The sequence below is a fragment of the Mesorhizobium sp. M0633 genome (assembly GCF_040320645.1).
Lineage (GTDB): Bacteria > Pseudomonadota > Alphaproteobacteria > Rhizobiales > Rhizobiaceae > Mesorhizobium.
In genome coordinates, this window is sequence record NZ_JAMYQC010000013.1 from 24,251 (window position 1) to 42,065 (window position 17,815).

At 59.4% G+C, this 17,815-nt stretch carries 17 protein-coding genes; 12 read left to right on the forward strand and 5 right to left on the reverse strand.

From position 1 onward, the window contains the following. Window positions 1–3 precede the first annotated feature (3 nt). From NKI47_RS15795 to NKI47_RS15840, 10 genes are all read left to right on the forward strand, one after another. Complete coding sequence (locus tag NKI47_RS15795) at window positions 4–822, forward strand: glycosyltransferase family 2 protein (RefSeq protein WP_352591351.1); 819 nt, start codon at window positions 4–6, stop codon at window positions 820–822. Continuing rightward, a complete protein-coding gene (locus NKI47_RS15800) occupies window positions 810–1,955 on the forward strand; it encodes a glycosyltransferase family 4 protein (protein WP_352591354.1) in 1,146 nt (381 codons plus the stop codon). The genes NKI47_RS15795 and NKI47_RS15800 overlap by 13 nt, the downstream gene beginning before the upstream one ends. Then, the gene (locus NKI47_RS15805; RefSeq protein WP_352591357.1) at window positions 1,955–3,931 is read left to right on the forward strand and encodes a putative glycosyltransferase family protein; all 1,977 of its coding nucleotides are present in this window, start codon (window positions 1,955–1,957) and stop codon (window positions 3,929–3,931) included. The genes NKI47_RS15800 and NKI47_RS15805 overlap by 1 nt, the downstream gene beginning before the upstream one ends. Window positions 3,932–4,031: 100 nt before the next feature. Beyond that, entirely contained in the window at window positions 4,032–4,676 is a 645-nt protein-coding gene (locus NKI47_RS15810) for a hypothetical protein (RefSeq protein ID WP_352591360.1), read from the forward strand. A 14-nt stretch (window positions 4,677–4,690) separates the two neighbouring features. Then, window positions 4,691–5,968 (forward strand): glycosyltransferase family 4 protein, encoded by a 1,278-nt coding sequence (locus NKI47_RS15815; RefSeq protein WP_352454209.1) that lies wholly within the window; start codon window positions 4,691–4,693, stop codon window positions 5,966–5,968. Then, a complete protein-coding gene (locus tag NKI47_RS15820; RefSeq protein ID WP_352591363.1) occupies window positions 5,959–7,293 on the forward strand; it encodes a lipopolysaccharide biosynthesis protein in 1,335 nt (444 codons plus the stop codon). Before NKI47_RS15815 ends, NKI47_RS15820 begins: the two co-directional genes overlap by 10 nt. 13 nt (window positions 7,294–7,306) lie before the next feature. After that, entirely contained in the window at window positions 7,307–7,597 is a 291-nt protein-coding gene (locus NKI47_RS15825; RefSeq protein WP_352591366.1) for a hypothetical protein, read from the forward strand. Window positions 7,598–7,637: 40 nt separating this feature from the next. Beyond that, window positions 7,638–8,822, forward strand: a complete 1,185-nt coding sequence (locus NKI47_RS15830) for a GNAT family N-acetyltransferase (RefSeq protein ID WP_352591369.1) — start codon at window positions 7,638–7,640, stop codon at window positions 8,820–8,822. Between the two features lie 27 nt (window positions 8,823–8,849). Continuing rightward, on the forward strand, window positions 8,850–9,206 hold the full coding sequence (locus NKI47_RS15835; RefSeq protein ID WP_352591372.1) for a hypothetical protein: 357 nt from the start codon (window positions 8,850–8,852) through the stop codon (window positions 9,204–9,206). A 70-nt stretch (window positions 9,207–9,276) separates the two neighbouring features. Beyond that, window positions 9,277–10,446, forward strand: coding sequence for an FAD-dependent oxidoreductase (locus NKI47_RS15840; protein WP_352591375.1), 1,170 nt, complete (start codon window positions 9,277–9,279; stop codon window positions 10,444–10,446). A gap of 122 nt (window positions 10,447–10,568) precedes the next feature. Here NKI47_RS15840 and NKI47_RS15845 read toward each other — a convergent pair whose 3' ends face one another. The 3 genes from NKI47_RS15845 to NKI47_RS15855 form a co-directional block, all read right to left on the reverse strand. Further along, window positions 10,569–10,829, reverse strand: coding sequence for a class I SAM-dependent methyltransferase (locus NKI47_RS15845; RefSeq protein WP_352591653.1), 261 nt, complete (start codon window positions 10,827–10,829; stop codon window positions 10,569–10,571). 476 nt (window positions 10,830–11,305) lie between these two features. Then, complete coding sequence (locus NKI47_RS15850; RefSeq protein WP_352591377.1) at window positions 11,306–13,261, reverse strand: polysaccharide biosynthesis/export family protein; 1,956 nt, start codon at window positions 13,259–13,261, stop codon at window positions 11,306–11,308. Window positions 13,262–13,853: 592 nt separating this feature from the next. After that, the gene (locus NKI47_RS15855; protein WP_352591380.1) at window positions 13,854–14,303 is read right to left on the reverse strand and encodes a hypothetical protein; all 450 of its coding nucleotides are present in this window, start codon (window positions 14,301–14,303) and stop codon (window positions 13,854–13,856) included. On the opposite strand from NKI47_RS15855, the gene NKI47_RS15860 reads away from it, so the two are divergent. Both NKI47_RS15860 and NKI47_RS15865 read left to right on the forward strand, forming a co-directional pair. Next, complete coding sequence (locus NKI47_RS15860; protein WP_352591383.1) at window positions 14,281–15,102, forward strand: LuxR C-terminal-related transcriptional regulator; 822 nt, start codon at window positions 14,281–14,283, stop codon at window positions 15,100–15,102. The two genes, NKI47_RS15855 and NKI47_RS15860, sit on opposite strands and share 23 nt — an antisense overlap. A gap of 324 nt (window positions 15,103–15,426) precedes the next feature. Further along, complete coding sequence (locus tag NKI47_RS15865; RefSeq protein ID WP_352591386.1) at window positions 15,427–15,693, forward strand: hypothetical protein; 267 nt, start codon at window positions 15,427–15,429, stop codon at window positions 15,691–15,693. A gap of 107 nt (window positions 15,694–15,800) precedes the next feature. On the opposite strand, the gene NKI47_RS15870 is transcribed toward NKI47_RS15865, so the two are convergent. After that, complete coding sequence (locus NKI47_RS15870; protein ID WP_352591389.1) at window positions 15,801–16,559, reverse strand: LuxR C-terminal-related transcriptional regulator; 759 nt, start codon at window positions 16,557–16,559, stop codon at window positions 15,801–15,803. Between the two features lie 549 nt (window positions 16,560–17,108). After that, the gene (locus NKI47_RS15875) at window positions 17,109–17,765 is read right to left on the reverse strand and encodes a Crp/Fnr family transcriptional regulator (RefSeq protein ID WP_352454219.1); all 657 of its coding nucleotides are present in this window, start codon (window positions 17,763–17,765) and stop codon (window positions 17,109–17,111) included. Window positions 17,766–17,815 lie beyond the last annotated feature (50 nt).

The following is a 17,815-nucleotide window of genomic DNA, read 5'->3' on the forward strand; positions in this document are numbered from 1 at the left end:
GCCATGAACGCCCGTCTTTCCAGCATTGTCGCCCCCATCGGTGCCGCATCGCCGCCTGACTCGATCAATTTCGCGCTGCGGCGATCGTTGATTCTGCCTCGAGTCAGCTTTGTCGTCCCGACGCTCAATGAAGCCGAGAACCTCCCTTGGCTTCTGCCGCGCATCCCCAACTGGGCGCATGAGATCATTATCGTGGATGGCCGTTCCACCGACGACACGGTCGCGGTCGCGCGCCGCCTGCGCGAGGACGTGAAGGTTGTCATGGAGCCCCGCCGGGGCAAGGGCGCTGCACTGCAAGCGGGATTCCTGGCCGCCACAGGCGACATCATCGTCATGCTGGACGCCGACGGCTCCATGGTCCCGGAGGAGGCGATCGTGTTTGTCAGTGCGCTGATGGCCGGCGCGGATCTCGTTAAGGGTTCACGATTTATCCAGGGCGCCGGCACCGGTGACATGTCGCTGTTCCGGATGTTCGGCAACACGGGCCTGACCCTGTTCGTGCGGCTGCTCTATGGCGGTTGGTTCTCCGATCTATGCTACGGATACATAGCCTTCTGGACCAAGCACGTCGCCACGCTGAACTGCGATTGCGACGGGTTCGAGATCGAGACCCTCATCAACGTGCGAGCTTTGAAGAACCACCTCAATATCGTCGAGGTGGCAAGTTTCGAGGCTCGGCGCATCAGCGGTGTGAGCCACCTGCGCGCCATCCCGGACGGCTGGCGCGTCCTCAAAACCATCCTGCGCGAGAGGCTGCACCAACAGCACAGGCGGAGCGCCACAGCCTGTGATGACGGTGGACAACCCCGATGCGAATCCTGATGGTTGCCGCTCGCTGCTACCCCTTCATGGGCGGCATCGAAACTCACATCCAGGAGGTCGGCCCTCGCTTGGCTGCGCGTGGCCACGCGGTTGACGTGCTCACTACCGATCCTTCGGGGGAGCTGCCGGTTGAGGAGGCGGTGCCCGGCATGCGCGTGCAGCGCGTGCCGGCCTGGCCGAGGGAGCTGGACCTCTACGTGGCGCCCCGCATTTATACCGCCATCCGGCGCGGGGTTTGGGATCTGATCCATTTCCAAGGTTACAACAGCTTCGTGGCGCCGATCGGGCTGCTGGCGGCCGTCCGCGGGGACCTTCCGTTCATCCTGACCTTCCACAGCGGCGGGCATTCCTCCCGGCTGCGCAACGCCATGCGCGGCACGCAGCACGCGCTGCTCCGGCCGCTAGTGGCCCGGGCCGCGCGGCTGATTGGCGTCTCCGAATTCGAAGCCAGCTTCTTCAGCGCGAGGATGGGCGTGCCGCGGGAACGGTTTGTGGTCATCCCGAACGGTGCCGCGATGCCGGTTGCGAGCCCCGGCGTCAAAGTCGATCCGCACCTGATCGTCTCGGGCGGCAGGTTGGAGCGTTACAAGGGCCATCACCGGGCGATTGCGGCCTTGCCCGAACTGATCCGCCGGGTACCGGATGCCCGACTGCACATCGTCGGAAGAGGCCCGTACGAGGGAGAATTACGACGCCTCGTCGCGACGCTCGGCCTCGAAAAGCGGGTCACCATTGCGGGAATCCCCGGATCCGAGCGGCAGAAAATGGCAGACCTCCTGGCGAGCGCCGCGCTCTTCATACTGTTCAGCGAATACGAGGCCCATCCGGTCGCCGTGATGGAAGCCCTTTCACTTCGCCGTCCGGTCCTCGTCAGCGACACGTCCGGTCTGCGGGAGCTGGCCACCAACGGCCTGTGCCGGGCGATCCCGTGCAACGCCGGTCCGGGAGAGCTGGCCGCCGCCATGGCCGAGGAACTCGAGTCCCGTCGGGAGGTCCCGGATTTGGCGCTGCCCGACTGGGATGCTTGCGCGCACGCGCTTAGCGACGTCTATTATGATGTCCTCGGCAACCGATCCACTGTCCCCGTGCCCCCCGGTGGCCTGACATCCTGGTCTCCTGCGAGGAGAGTATGATGCTGATGTTGCCAGCTCATTTCACCGCAGGAACCAGGATCAACCCGCTCCAGGTCGGGATCCGATTCGTCTCGGCCGTTGTCGGTCCCGACCTTCGCGACGGCAGCGCCGATGGCCCATCGCAACGCGCCAGTTCCGGATGGATCGCGGCTCTATGCCTAACGATCGCCGCGGCTCTACTCCTGGTCGTGGCCGGGCACGCAGCCGGGCGCCGGGACTATGACGTGGCGGCGCCGCTCTTCTGGTCCGGTGTCGTTCTCCTGGTCGCTCCGATCAGCCTTCGCATCGCCTGGCCGACAACAGCCAGGGGTGAGCGCCTGGTGCTCCTGTTCCTGCTTGCCGAAGCCCTGTTCTACTGCAAGCTAGTCTATTCCCCGACAAGCTTCAGCGGTTACGACGAGGTTTTGCACTGGATCGCGGCCGAGGATCTCATCACAGCCCGGCGGCTGTTCCTGTCCAACCCGCTTTTTCCTATCGGGTCAAGCTACCCCGGCCTGGAAATCCTGACGACCGCGATCGTCGATTTGACGGGACTGCCCTTGTTTGTGGCGGGAGCGCTCTTGTTGGTCATCCTTAAGGGCACGTTCATCGGTGCACTGTTTCTGTTCCTTGAAAGCATCGCCGGATCGCCGCGTATCTCGGCCGTCGCCTGTCTGGCCTATATGGGTTGCTCAACCTTCTTCCTGTTCGACTCGATGTTCTCTTACGAGAGCCTCGGCATGGTGCTGTGCCTGCTGACTTTCGCGGTTGAAGCAGCGTCCAAGGATCTCGTCGGGCAACCGAGGCTGAAGTCGCTCGGGTTGATTGCATTGCTGTTGGCAAGCCTCGCGGTCACGCATCACCTCTCGGCCGCCTTCGCCGCCATCTATTTCGGAGCGCTAGCGGCCCTCGAGGCTTTGCGCCGGCAAGACTCCCTTCGGATCAAGACCAGCATTGCCGTGGGTCTCGCCGCCATCCTCGCCATAGCCCTGCCGATCCTGTGGGTGCAGGCCCGTGACGTCCCTCTCACAGGCTATCTCGGTCCGGTGATCGAGTCCGGCTTCGACACATTGCTCGGGAAGATCCGAGGCGCGCCCACCCCGCCGTCGGAGCACCTCGGAGCGCCGGACAAGGCCCTCTACATGCGGCTCACCACTTTGCTGGCGCTCCTGCTGGTGGCGCTCGGACTGGCAACGGGATTCTTTCGGTCGCTGGCCCTGGCAGCGCCGAGCGGTGCGCGATCCGGTTGGCGTCCCATCCACGGCATTCTCAAACGCCGCTGGCGCGACAGCCGCCTCGTGCTGCTCAGCTTGCTGGCCTTCGGCCTCCCAGTCTCGGTGGCCTTCCGACTGACCGTCGCCGGCTGGGAAATCGGCAACCGCATGGGAACGTTCGTGTTCATCGGCGTTGGACTGGTCGTCGCGGTGAGCATCGTCCACTTCTGGCAGGGTCGCGCGCCACGCGGGTGGCGCCGCATCGCGCCTGCCGTTGCCTTGGTGATCATGGTCCTAGGCGGCGTGACGAGTTCTTCGATTAATCCGATCCATGGGCGCTACAGGGTGGGTGCAGATCAGGAATCGATCGAGCCGATGGGGATCGAAACGGCACTCTGGGCCAGGGAATGGCTGGGTGCCGGCAACCGGTTCACCACCGACCGTATCAACCGTCTTCTGCTTGCGGGTTACGGCCGGCAGGACGTCCGAGTCACCATCGTCAAAGGGATCGATCCCGCGCGCATATTCGATGCCGAGACATTGGGGCCCGACGAGTTTTGGGCGTTGGCGCGAAGCGACATCGATTTCCTGCTCGTTGACCTTCGCCTGACCACGGCTCCGCCGGTGCTCGGCTTTTACTTTCAGCCGTGGCAAGCCCAGCAGGGAACTCCGCTCTCGGGCGCAGCGCTGCTCAAGTTCAATGACGTCAAGGGCGTCACCCGCATCTACGACAACGGCTGGATCGTCATCTACGATGTGAGAGGATTGCATGAGAATTGGTAGCAAGTGGGACCTTCTGGCCGCGTGCCTGTGGGCGGGGGCCGCAGTGGCTGCCGTTTCGGTTAGCGACAGCTTGCTCCTGCGTACTGCCCTGGGCGCGCCCATGGTGTTTTTCGTCTCGGGCCACGTGGTGCTGCGGGCCATGGGTGTCAGGACCACCTCCGCCTTGCAACACCTGGCCTACGCGGTCGGAGCAAGCCTCGCCGCCGGCATTGCCGGGGGCTTTGCCCTGAACGCCGCAGGCTTCCTTACACCGCTCGGGTGGGCGCTGTGGTTCTGGGCCGTGACGGCCGCCGCGGCGCTGCTGGCGGCCGAGCGCCGCGACACACCCGATCTGCCAGCCTGGCCGGCACCAGCGCGGATCCGGTTCTGGCAGGGGGCCGCGTTCATGCTAGCGCTGCTCGTGGCGACCGGAGCCTACGCGGTTGCTGTCCGGGACGAAGCGGCCTACCGGGAATTCAAATACACCGCGTTCTGGTTGTTGCCGTCGGCCAGTGGCGAGTCCGGCCAGATCACCGTCGGCATCAGGAGCGCCGAGACCCAACCTCAGCGATTCGACCTGGAAATCACCCTTGATGGGCAGCCGTTCGCCATCTTCCGATCGCTCACCATCGCGCCGGGCGACACCTGGATACGGAAAATCCCGGTGCCCGTCTTGGGAACTCGCCAGACGGCCGAGGCGCGGCTCTATCGACCGGAAGACAACCGGCTCTATCGCAGCGTTTCGACGATGGTGCCGCGCATCTAGAACGAGGCTGGACCATGCGCATCCTGCTGCTATCACAGTTCTATCCTCCGGTGATCGGGGGAGAGGAGCGGCACGTCCGCAATCTCGGCGCGGCGCTGGCGCAGCGGGGCCATCATGTCAGCGTCGGGACTTTGATGCATCCTGGATCGCCTGAAACCGAGCTGGACGGCGCGGTCCGCGTGCATCGCCTGCAGGGAACGCTCCAGCGCCTGTCGGGCCTTCACACCGATCCCGAGCGGCGCCATGCACCGCCCTTTCCAGATCCCGAATTGGTGCTTGCCCTGAGGCGGCTGGTCGCTCGGGAGGAGCCGGACATAGTCCACGCCCATAACTGGATCTACGCGTCCTTCCTGCTGCTCAAAGGTTGGAGTAGGGCGCGCCTCGTGGTTACGCTCCACGATTACGGCCTTGTCTGCGCCAAGAAGAACTTCATGCATTTGGGCGCCCGTCTCTGCAGTGGCCCAGCGCCGGCCAAGTGCCTGCCCTGCGCCGCAGGACATTACGGGGCGGTGAAGGCAGCCGCGACCACTTTGGGCAACTGGGCGTCGAGTTTTGCCGCTCGGCGCGCGGTGGACCGTTTCATCGCGGTGAGCCACGCGGTGGCGCGCCACACCGGACTGACCGAAGGCCGCGCCCCCTACGAGATCATCCCGAACTTTGTGCCCGATGATGTTGCGATGCTTGGCCCGGAACATCCCTGTCTGCGTGAGCTACCCCGGGGTGAATTCATCCTGTTCGTCGGTGATATGATGCGCCTCAAGGGCATTGACGTTCTCCTGCAAGCCTATGCCGGCCTGGAACGGGCGCCGCAGCTGGTCCTGATCGGGCGCCGGGTCGCCGATACGCCAACAGAGTTTCCGCCGAGCGTTCGCGTCTTCAATGCATGGCCGCATTCCGCCATCATGCATGCGTGGCGGCGCTCACTGTTCGGGGTGCTGCCGTCGGTCGGGCCCGAAGCCTGCGCGACGGTCATCATGGAAGCGATGGCTTCCGGCAAGGCGGTCGTCGCAACCGGCGTGGGCGGCATGCCGGATCTCGTCGATCATGGCGAAACCGGGCTTCTCGTGCCGCCCGGTGATGCGCACGTCCTTGCCCACGCAATGCAGACCCTTCTGCAGGACCGCGCCTTGCTCGCTCGCCTGGAGGCGACAAGCCTCGCCCGAGTCGGGCGCCTCAAGGCAGGAGCGGTCGTGACTCGGATCGAGCAGGTCTACCGGGACGTCGTGTGCCCAGCCGCTAGCAGGTCAGCGGTACCGGCGCAGCAAGGTTCGGGGGAGCCATCATGCCAATAGGTCTCGTGGGGACAGCCATTATTCGCGTCCGGCGAGAGCTTCAAAAGAGCGCCGCGCTCGTTCTGAATTCCGGCGCTGTGGCGATCGGAACGATTGCAACGGCCGGTCTTGGGTTTGTCTATTGGTGGCTCGCGGCCCGGCTGTTTCCGCCGGAGGTGATCGGCAAGGCCTCCGCTCTCCTGTCCGTGATGGCGCTCGTCGGCCTGCTGGGCGAAGCCGGGCTCGGGACCCTGCTGATGGGTGAAATCGTACGGCATCCCGGCAAGGGGCGCGGCCTCGTGGCCGCTGCAGCGTCCGTCGGGGTGGCGCTGGGGGTCGGCCTGGCCTTGTTGTTTGTCTTCGGGGAGGCGTACCTCAACAGCTCGACCGGGCCGATCGGCGGCTGGTTCGAGGCTGTTACGTTCGTCCTCGGCTGCTGCCTGACCGTACTCTGCGCGATGGTCGATCTGGCGCTCGTCGGCAACCTGCGCAGCACCGGCAGGATGATCCGGCAGGTGCTGTTCTCCACGTTCAAGCTGATGCTGATCGCCGTCGCCGCTGCCGCTGGCTACACCTCCAATGCCGCGCTTCTTCTGAGCTGGGTGGCCAGCCTGGTGGCGTCCTGTATCGGCGTCGATCTCTTGACCCGGGGCGGTGCGCGTCGCCTCGTTGGGCCTCCCGATTTCCAGCTGCTCCATACGCTCCGAAGCAAGGTCTTCGACCACTACGCGCTCGATGTCGCCTCGCAGGCACCAGTCGTCATCATGCCCTACCTTGTGCTGGTTCTCCTGTCGCCGATCACAAATGCCGCCCTCATGCCGTTGTGGATGCTGGTCTTTACGGCCTCGTTGATTCCAGCAGCCATGGCCACGATCCTGTTCCCTGTGATCAGAACAAGCCCGAAACAATCCAGACACGACATCCTTGTGTCGCTGTCGGCGTCATTGCTCTTCTCGCTGGCCTGTGCCGTCTTCGTCTTCACCTATTCGCAGGAGATCCTTGCGGTCTTCAATCCGGTCTATCCTGAGATCGCCGGTTCGAGCCTACACTTCCTCGGCTTCAGCCTGTTGGGATCAACGCTCAAATTTCATGCCTGTACGCTGGCGCGGTTGGGCGACAGGATGCGCAAGGCATCTCGCTGGTTCGCGCTTGGCGGATTGCTGGAGCTGTGCTTCGTGGTCGCGGGGGCGAAGCTTGATGGACTTCAAGGCCTGGTCCTAGGCTGGACGCTCGCGGTCAGCATCGAGGGTGCATGTGCCGCCCTGATTTTGGCCTTCGCGATGAAACTGGATTCTGCGGCCGGCCCCGCGCACGACCGACCGACCGCGTCGCCGCTCCAGACTTGAGGAGACACCGATTATGGCGCTGGATTGTCGACTGCAATTGGATGGCCCGTGGGCCATCGCGATCGGACTCGTCGGCGTCGAGCACTTCGGCTGGCCGTGGGTCAAAACGCACTTCCGCATCGGGGCGGGAGCGCTGCGGGTCCAACTGTTCTTCATTTTGAGTGGCTTCCTGATCACGCGCAACTTGCTGTTCAGACTGGAGCAGCCTGCGGGCGAAGTCATCCGCAAGTTCTTCCCTATAATTCGATCGGCGACCCGGACAAGGCACGCTACCTTTTGGGATTTCAAGCAGAACATTCTCTAGCAGCAGGACTGGCTAAACCTCTGTTACATAGGCACACCCAATGACGACGACGGCGAATATTGCTCTGCAAATTTTCACCGATATGGACGCGGTGGAAGCTCAATGGAGAACATTAGAGCAGCATGCGGATTGTACCGTATTCCAATTGTTTGATTGGCAGATGGAATGGTATCACCACATCGGCTCCAAAGAGAGACTGATCCCGGTGATCGTGCTGGGTCTCGACGATACCGGCATGGCGGTTTTTATTCTGCCATTGGCGATCGAACGCCATAGTCTGATCCGCCGGCTGGTCTGGTTTGGATCGGAATTGTGCGATTATAATTCGCCCATTCTGGCGATAAATTTTAGCGATCACGTGAAACCTGGCCGATTCGGCCGCCTGTGGAAAGACATAATTCGGGCGATTCAAGACTATCCTCGACTTCGTTTCGACACTGTTGAATTTTCCAATATGCCCAGTGTTGTCGGCTCCCAACCTAATCCCTTTCTCGAGTTGCCGGTCTTGCTGGCTAATTGCGCCGGGCATGTCGCAACCCTCCCGGAAGCGAACTGGAATAGGTTTTATGCGTCAAAGTTTTCGAATTCGACGCTGCATACCCACCGGCGCAAGGCCAAAAACCTCGCCAAGCAAGGTGGCGGCGCGATTCGCTTTGTAGACGTGCAAGATCAGGCCGAGATCGAGTGCACCATTGCAAAGCTGATCGAACAAAAACGGAGCAGCTATGCCCGAATGGGTGTTCATGATATGTTCGAACGTCCGGGTTTTCGCGAATTTTATTTGGCGATTGTCGCCAATCCTCGGTTGCGCGAGGTCATCCATGTCACGCGGCTGGATGTGGATGGGATTCCGGTGGCGACGGGTCTGGGTCTCCGGTTCAATTCCAGTTATTCACTGGTGATGTCGAGTTATCTGGAGGAGTTTGCCAAATACAGTCCCGGGCGTCAGCATATTCAGGAAATGATGCAATATGCCATTGGCCGGAAGATTCAGAAATTCGATTTCACGATCGGCGACGAGCCTTATAAGCTTTCGTGGTCCGATATCAATTTGCTTCTGTTTTTCCATTTTGATAGCAGAACTTTGCTCGGTCGTATTGTCGTTGCGGTGCGAATGGCTATCCATTATATAGATACATGGTATGCCAAAACGCCGTTAGTAAAGCCGCCGCTGCGGCAGGTTGTTCGCAAGACAAGACGATCCTTGCATCGCATGTTTCTCTGACTGGACGATCGTGAGTTTGAAATCGGTGTGGGATACATCATAGCGCTTCGCGAAAAAGTATGGTACAATGCGGTTTATCTGCGGGAGACGATGATGTATAGTGCAGATATTGGGATTGTAGGAGGCGGTCTGGGGCGGCTCTATCGCCGCCGCGACGCTCGGGCGAGCCGGATTTCGATCGTCCTGATCGACGTGCATCATCCCTGTGCGGAGGATTTTTGCTGCGAGAAAATTGAGGAGAAGCACTTCAAGTTGCTTCGCGAGACTGGCGGGTCGATGGAGGGGATTCCGTCAAAGCTGTTTACCGAACTGTGGATTGCGCGGTTTGGTCGCGTGATAAACAAGCGCGCTAGTTTGGTTTTGCAGCAAAAGACGGAGTCTTGAATTTTCTTCGACACCGTTTGGTGCCGTCATGATCGTGCTGTCAATGAAGTGGTGAGCGGAGGAGCGGGAATTGAATAATATTGATGTAGCGGTCCTCGGGGGTGGTACCGCCGGCTCGTTAGCCGCTGCGATGCTTGGCCGGATGGAGATTTCGACCATCCTTGTTGATATCCATCAAGTCTATCCAGTGGAGTTTCGCTGCGAAAAACTCGATGACGATCAAGTCGACTTGCTCAAAAAAACCGGGCTGGCGGATGCCGTATTGGCGGCTGCGACACCGATGACTGAGATATCGGTGGCCCGTCACGGTTATGTCATCGGTAAAAAGCATGGGAAACACGGCGAGCCTTGCGAATATGGGATGGCTTATCAGGATTTGGTAAATGTTATTCGCCGCCAGATTCCAGATAGCGTCCAATTCATCTGCGCTAAAGTGACCAAAATAACGACGAGCTCCGACCGGCAGAAAGTTACCCTGTCAAATGGTGACACATGGTCGACCCGATTGATTGTGGTGGCGACCGGCTTAAACAATGTCGTCCGGGGTGCGATCACGCGATCCGAGATCAGCAAATGCCACTCGATCAGTGTTGGTTTTGATCTCACCTCTAAAGCTGGTTTCAAATTTCAAGCTTTAACGTATTTTGCGGAAAAGCCAGGGCCCATGGGTTATGTGAGCATGTTTCCGATTGGTTCAAGAATGCGCGCCAATGTGTTCGTCTACCATGGTGATATACGCCATGCGTGGTGTCAGGAAGTGCGCACATCGCCGTTATCTGCATTGTATGCGGTAATGCCCCGATTGAAGCGTCTCCTTGGTGATGCTGTCGTGTCAAGCGATATTCAGATTCGACCCGTTGATCTTTACGCCGCGCAGAATCACGAACAGCAACCCGGTCTGGTATTGGCTGGTGACAGTTTTGCTACCAGCGATCCGGCGGCGGGTACCGGTCTCAATAAAGTGCTAACCGACGTTGATCGGTTACGCCATCATATTCCGACATGGTTAGCCACACCCGGAATGGGGGTCGAGAAAATCCGGACATACTACAATGACCCCGTCAAAGTTGCCTGTGATGAATGGTCGCTTGCTGAAGCATCTTACAACCGATCACTGGCGTCCGATACAACGCTTTTATGGCGTATTCGTCGGATGGGCAGGATTGGTCTCGACATGATGGGAATCTCGATCCCACAACTTCGCTTGGCGGCAAGCGCAGTTCGTTGGGGAGCAGGCTGAACTTGGCGGTATCGACAGCGTTGTTGGCAGCAACGAGCTCATTAACGCCCCATGGCCGAACAGCCTGCTTTCGAGGCCAATCCCCGTAAACGCGCGTGACAGCTCACGATAGCTATATTCCTTCAGGTGGAATCCACATGCAACTTTGTCAAAGTATACCGAATGTCGTGAGGACCCGTGACCGCGTGTGTAGTGATGCAGTAGTAGGCACCGCCAGGTACAAGAACACGGTATAGCTGCGAAAGCTGCCTTACTGCGTCGGGGTGGAGGTGCTCCATCAACCGACCACTAAACACAAAATCAAGACTATTATCGGCGAAAGGTAGATCGATACCATCGATCTTGGCAAATTGAAAATTGGCAGGCTTCTCCCAGGTGGCGATAACGCGTCAGTTACGTTGATTGCATCTGATGAGCAATTATTGCACATTGCTAAGGCTAGCTTACGGCCCCCAATTCGCCGAAACGCGCGCCTTTCTGGACAAAAAAGCTTGCTGTACACTTTAGCATGGAGGCTGAGCCGAGCGTCTTGATCTGAATTCAGCAGCTGAGTAGCCAGAGCCTTCTCGATTTGATAGTGCGCAGATTTCGCTCGTACGCGCGTCGTGACAAAATTCCGAGATCTTTGACCAATCCCTCTTGATTGGCACCTGCATCCCGTTCGATGTCATCTCACTGCAACTTTGTCAGTGATCCGAACTCCTGAGCGGAGGCGGACATGCAAGCGGAGGCGGACATGCTCGATCATGAATCGGTTCAAGCTGTCGGCGACGGCGAGTGGTCGGTTCGCGCTTCCCACTTCGTGCCGACGAGTTCATCCACGCAGACCAGCAATGCAGACCAATGTCCTTGCCGGGCGTCAATTCGGACCGATCCTCTCCTCTCTCACCACGCGGGCAGGCTCGACATCGTTGGGATTGCACGCTCCCGGCAAGCTCTCGCAGCTCGGCGACACGGTTGGGACCGACGAACCGGCCGGCTCTCTTGGCTCGCTTTCGCCTATGATGATGTTGACGAGGTCGCCTGGCTTTAACAGGGTCATCCCAACGGTCTCGATGCTGACCGGCCCGGCAGCCGATTGCCGCACGATTTGATAAGTTGCGCTGTTTGCGTCCTTCGCAAACTGGGCGCGGGTCACCGGCAACGTGTACAGGACGCCTTCGCTGGCGTTCAACTCGCGCTGATTGGCCGCGATCTGACTCTCCATGGTCTCGATCTCGACCTCCAGATCGATCCTGAGGTCGGCCCTGGTCCGCAACACCTCAGACTCCAGCGAAGCGAGGCGCTGCTTGGCGGCCGCGTACTGGTTGAGGGCGTCCTGCCGGCGCTGTTCCGCGTCGGACAATTCGCCCTGGACTTGATCCATCACGGTCATGCTGACAACTTTGCGGTCCACGAGCGTGCGCATGCTGTTGACGCGCTCCTGGCGCAGCTTGATGAGTTCGTTGAGCGACTCCATGCGCCCATACGCGACAACGTCCTGCTTGGCCGCGTCCAGCGCACGCAGGGTCGCGCGCTCACGATCCTTGCGGGCCGTGGCGACGGCCTTGCGCCGGTCGCTCTGCTCGTTGACGAGTTTGGCAGCTTCGGTCGCGCCGGCCAGCTCCAGCAACTGGCGCGGGATTGTGGGTCTCGTACCGTCGCGCTCGGCCTTCAGCACGGCCGCGCGCGCGAGCAACTTCAACATGGCGTCGATTGCCCCGCTCCGCTTCTGGATCTCGCGTACGGCTTCGATCTTCTGCCACGGCTCGCCCTCGGCCCGGTCCAGTCCGCCTGCTAGCGCGATCGCGTGCAGGACGGTCATGCCGGCCGCGTACTTGAACGAGCCTGGATTCTTGACCGGCCCCAGCACGTAGATGGGCGGGCGTTCCAGCGGCAGGACGTTGACCAGTCCCTCGCGGCCCAGCAGTTGATTGAAGGTTTCCACTAGGTCGGCCTGTACCTGTTGCGTAGACCTGTTGGCGACCGGAATGGAGCCAAGCAAGGGCACGGAAATCGTGCCGTCCTCTTGGATAATATATTCGCCGCTCAGTTCCGGACGCTGCAGGATGCCGCGCAAGGCCGAGGGCGCGCGCCCCCACTTGTCTTCCTCGACCTCGACGCGCTCGTAGAACGCGACCTTGAGGCGATCGCCGACGCCAAACAGGTATCCGGTTGGCACGCTTGGTGCCTTGCTGCGGGTTTTGGGGAGTTCGGCATTGGTTTCGACACTCCGTTCGACTGACGCCACGCCCGCCGCATTCGGTCCTGACGCGATCGCACGGGAGGGTTCGGCCATGGCTTGAACCGGTTGTTCTTGCCAGCCATTGATGGCAGCAGATACCTTCTGCATCACGGCTCCCGCGGCTCCGGAGACATCCTCGGCCTTCTGCATCACGGCTCCGGAAACATCGTCGGCCGTCTCCATCATGGCCCCAGAGACATCCTCGACTCTCTGCACAACGGTTGCGGAGACTTCCTCGACCTTCTGCGCCACGGCTGCGGAGGCAGCCTCGACGTTTTGTACCACGGCTGCGGAGGCAGCCTCGACGTTTTGTACCACGGCTGCGGAGGCAGCCTCGACGTTTTGTACCATGGCTGCGGAGGCAGCCTCGACCTTCTGCGCCACGGCTGCGGAGGCCGCCTCGACGTTTTGTATCACGGCTGCGGAGGCATCTTCGACCTTCTGTCTCACGGGCTGCATCACGGGTCGGGAGACTTCCTTGACCTGTGCCACGGCTCTGGAAACAATCTCTAGTGCCCCTAAGTTTTTGGCCGCGGCCCCGCCCAAGGCGGCGACCCCGGAGAGCCCGAAGACAAGCAGGATGGCCTTCAATCCCCTGCGCTGGGCCGCCTGTGACGAGGGAGCGACGGGCTCGCAATTGAATTCTGTATTAACGGCCATGGCGTGTGGCTTTCTCTTTCGATGGTGGCCATCCCGTCCGATGCGTCCGGTCCGGTCGAGCAAGGCTCGACCGGATCGTGACCCTTCACCGCCGGCAGCACAACTGTCCCTTTGTGGGCACTCCATTCGGATAAAGGAGAATCTGGGGCAAACTCGCCCAACCGGATTGCTGCGCTCCAGGAGAGCTTCCTCGATGGTGACAGGACAAACGCGATCGAACGAAACGGAGGGCCGGAAACTTGGTTTGCCGACGTGCGTCTCTGTGGCTCCGACATGCATTGGCAGGATAGCTGGCCATTTCCCACTATGTTGTCCGGGCCCAGAAGAACGACGCGACGAAGCCGTCAGTCTTGGCAATCCTATCGGGTAATCATAGCGAAACTGGCCGCATCGCGTTTCTTTCGTCGGCTCTCATGTCTGGCTAGAATTCCGGCCCCGACAAAGCAAGATCCCTTGCAGCGTTACCCTAAATCGGCCGCGGCAGGCATTGCCTCAGCTGCTGAAGCTCGGCGTGTGCGTGTGCTCAGATCAGCGTGCCCGCGTCAGCGTCGGCTTCACCCGGCCCTGCGCGACATCCCCGAGTGGTCGACTGCCGCGGGGCGGCTCGCCTGAGCCCGCCGCTCGCCGCATAAACCGCGACGCTCTCCCGCCAGATCGGGGGCACCACCACGCCCACCGGAAAACAAGCCCTGGCAATCCTCACGGCCGCGCAGTCCTTTGCTACGATGGCCGCCTCCCTGAGCTGCTGAAACCAGGAGCTCGTGCCCTTGACCAAAAGCCCCAGGTTGAAGAATTCGGATACGCCTCGATGATGCTGCCCTACGCCTAAAGATGGTATTTGGGTGTAAGGGTTTCCGAGCGTAACATTAAGAACAAAAGAAACTGTGCGGCTGGCGCTTTGGAGCATCCCAATCGACAGGTGTATCCCAATCGCGCCGAGCGAGAATGCGATGATGAAAAGAAAATCTTTCATAACCGTGCTTGTCGAGCCGAGCGAGTTGCTTCGAGAAGCGCTTAGTCGAACCCTGAATGCGGCAAATTTTCGTATTCTTTTCTCCGCGGCGACTGTTCACGATCTTCTGCAGAAGCCGCTACCCCAGCACCGTTCCATCTTGCTCATCATAGATGTCGGCGATACTGATGCGGATGCTGAGTTCGCACAAATTGCAGACTTTAAGGCGATCTACCCGACCAGCCATGTCGTTGCGCTAGCCGATCACTGTCGAACGACCAACATAATCTCAGCTTTTCGTGCCGGGGCTAACGGGTATCTGACAAAGGTCGCTGCTTACGACACGTTCATTAAAGCTCTCGAATTGGTTACGCTAGGGCAAATCGTGTTGCCTACGGAAACTTCGATGGTAATTGAAGATATTAGACAAGGGTTGAGGAATGATGCTGTAGCTGCTGAGTTACCGAGCGCTGCAGTTAAAGTGGAGATTGAAGGTGAAGAACTAGTGATTTTGTCAAATCGGGAGAAGTCCATTCTGCGTCGCTTGATCGGAGGGGAATCCAACAAAGTCATCGCGCGCGAGATTAATATCGCCGAGGCTACAGTGAAGGTACACGTCAAGGCCATCCTTCGAAAGATTCGGGTTCGCAACCGAACACAGGCCGCAGTTTGGGCAATGAACCATGGTATGCTTACTCCAGCGTCTGGCGACGGCCCGACGGGGAACGACACGATAGAACCTCAGTCAGCTCACCATCCGCATGACCTGCCTGAAGCACAAAACGGATACCTCTTTCTCGATGATAATCATCCAATATGACCTGCGATAGATCTTCGTTCGGGCTGGCGCATCCACTGCCAGACTTCGTTGCCGATCAACAAGGCATAGGGCTCAAATCGTTCCCGGGCTGGGCGAAGGAGCGCGGTGGGAGACCGCACGCATCATGTGGACGGCGCCGATGTGACCACGACCCGGCCCTTTGTATTGGCGGCGGTCGTCTCAGATCGCGTTGTCGCCTGTACTCAATAGCGTCGATTGCCGAGTTAGATCGCCTCAAACGGCTCGAACTCACTGCGTGATTTGATAACAAATTGCAAAGCTCGCGGATTTTATTGCCATTTTGAATCTGAGGAATTCATCAAAATGGGCGAAGCGAAGACTGTTTCTGGATTGTCATTCAGCGAAGTCCGGATCGGAACGGTTGAAGGCGGAGAATCCGGGGTGCTGGTGTGGAAACGCGACCAATTGGTGGCGGTCCTTACCCAAATCGACGAGGAAGCATATTCCACGAAAGGCAAATGGTTCCTCGAAACGGGATTCGGGCTGCTGAGCGGTCAGCACAAGAATTTCGATACGATCGAGGAGGCCATAGGATGGGTAGGAAGACACACCTTCCCCGAGCCTGCTTAGACAGCCGATTAGCCGCCGATTTCGACTTTCACAATACATGTTTGATAGGGCGAATAGCCGAACATGGCCACAGGATTCACCCAAGGTGGGCAGTGTTATACTTGGGCTCACTCTTCAGGCAGAGTTCCTTCTGAGAGAAGATCGTTGACCTTGCAGGCGACTTCCGTGCGGTTGGTCGCCTTTAGCTTCTTCATGATATTGCGGATGTGGACCTTCACCGTGCTTTCGCGCAAATTCAGTTCGTAGGCGATGATCTTGTTCGCCTTGCCGCGCCGGAGCGCTAGCGCAACCTCGGCCTGCCTAAGCGTGAAAATGCCCGCCAAAGGCTGCGTGTCGCGGCGGCCCGACTCTATCAGGTGCCGCATAGCAAGGACACTGCTCGCCGGCACGAAGATGCCTCCCGCTGCCGCCAGGTTGATTGCCTCGACACAGACATCGATTCCAACAGAGGTCGGAATGTAGCCGCGTGCACCGCATTCGAGAGCGGTCAGTATCTGGGCAAGGTCTTCTGTCTCGGCCAGGACGACCACAGGGACCGATTTGAACTCGGATGAAATGTGCCTGATCTCGTCAGCGAGGCCATAATCTGTAACCTTCCGACTGCCAAGGTTGAAGAGTATGGCGGCAAGGGGAGGGGCAGAGCTCTTTCCGACGCGCCATTCCTCGACGGAACGCCACGCGGTGACATCCATACCGAGTTCGTGGTCCACGAGAGCCGATGCGAGACACTCGCGGTCTAGAGCCCTTCCGTCCAGAATGAGGAGGCATTCCCTGCCTGTCTGCCCGCGAACGGTTTCCGTTCCACCGGACGGGACTCCGGATCGATTTGCCGAAGTGCAATTGTGCAGTCCTGCTGTGGAGCCCATATCAATACCCGCTCTTCCACACAAGCCGCCTTGCGCCGGCCGATATGGTTTCCGCATTCTCTGGCATTGAAAAACTTGGTATTGCGCCTTGTGAAACGTCGAGGCTCGATTACTCCATTTGCGTCCTGTTTAGTTCCCGACCCAGCAGACACCCAACTTGGGTAAGTGTAGGGTTTATTTATAAGCAGTCTCTAACATAGGTTGCTTTTTTCATAATTTTCAGGGAACCGGCGCCAAGCCGGACCAAAGGGCTGCAATCCGCCTGAAGACGCATGCACAGGACCACTTGGCCATCTCACCTAGCAGGCAGCCGAATGTTGATCGGCTGGTACCTGCGGCGATTCCCGCGGTAGACCAGAACTCCTGAAGGTGCCGTTGACATGGTTAGCGCACAGCGCTGATAGCCATGGCTCAACAATTTAGCTTGAGCCCCACCCGTGGATCTGCCGCAGTAAAAGGGGCTCCGCGCATATTTCAGCAACACACCGGCCTCGGTGCGACAGGCCGAGTTGCCGCCCGTCATGATAATCTCTTCAAGCGAGATAGCCGCTACCTGAGATACTCGCTGTCGAATCCGGCTGTTTCGACCAGCTTCTTGCGATTGATCACCTCTACATGGCCTGACTTGAAAGAAACGAGATCGGCCTTGCGGAGCTCCCTTAACGTTCGGTTGACGTGAACCGTGGTCATGCCGAGTATGTCGGCCAGTTCATGCTGGGCAAGAGGACACTCATACCTTCCATGCGCCGACAGCCCAACCCTGGAGAGCCTCACCTCCAACTCTAGCAGGAAGTGGGCGGTACGCCTCATCGCGTTCCGCCGCCCGGTATTCATGAGATGTTCGGCAAGGATGGCGTTCAGGCGCGCCAGGGAGCAGGCGATCTTCTTCCCGATTCGGCCTTCCGACAGGATGGCCTCGACCAGTTCCTTACTGGAAATTTCATAAACAGCTAGTTCGGTTATGGACGCCAGCGACGCAAGACGGGGTCCGTCCAAGCCACGGAAACCGACGACATCCCCCTTGAGGGGAGTGTCTATGATCTGCCGCTCTCCGTCCGGCAGTGCCTGATAAAGTATGCCCCAGCCCGATTTTACAATGAATATCTCACTGTTGTCGTCCTCCTGCCGGCATATCACCGAATGGGGTTTATAGATTTTTGCGGTAACACCGAGAAAATCGTTGTTCCCCCACTCGTCCTTCGACAACGTTCCCCCTATGGGATGCGAGCACATGAACTCCAATAGTGTCTGCATGA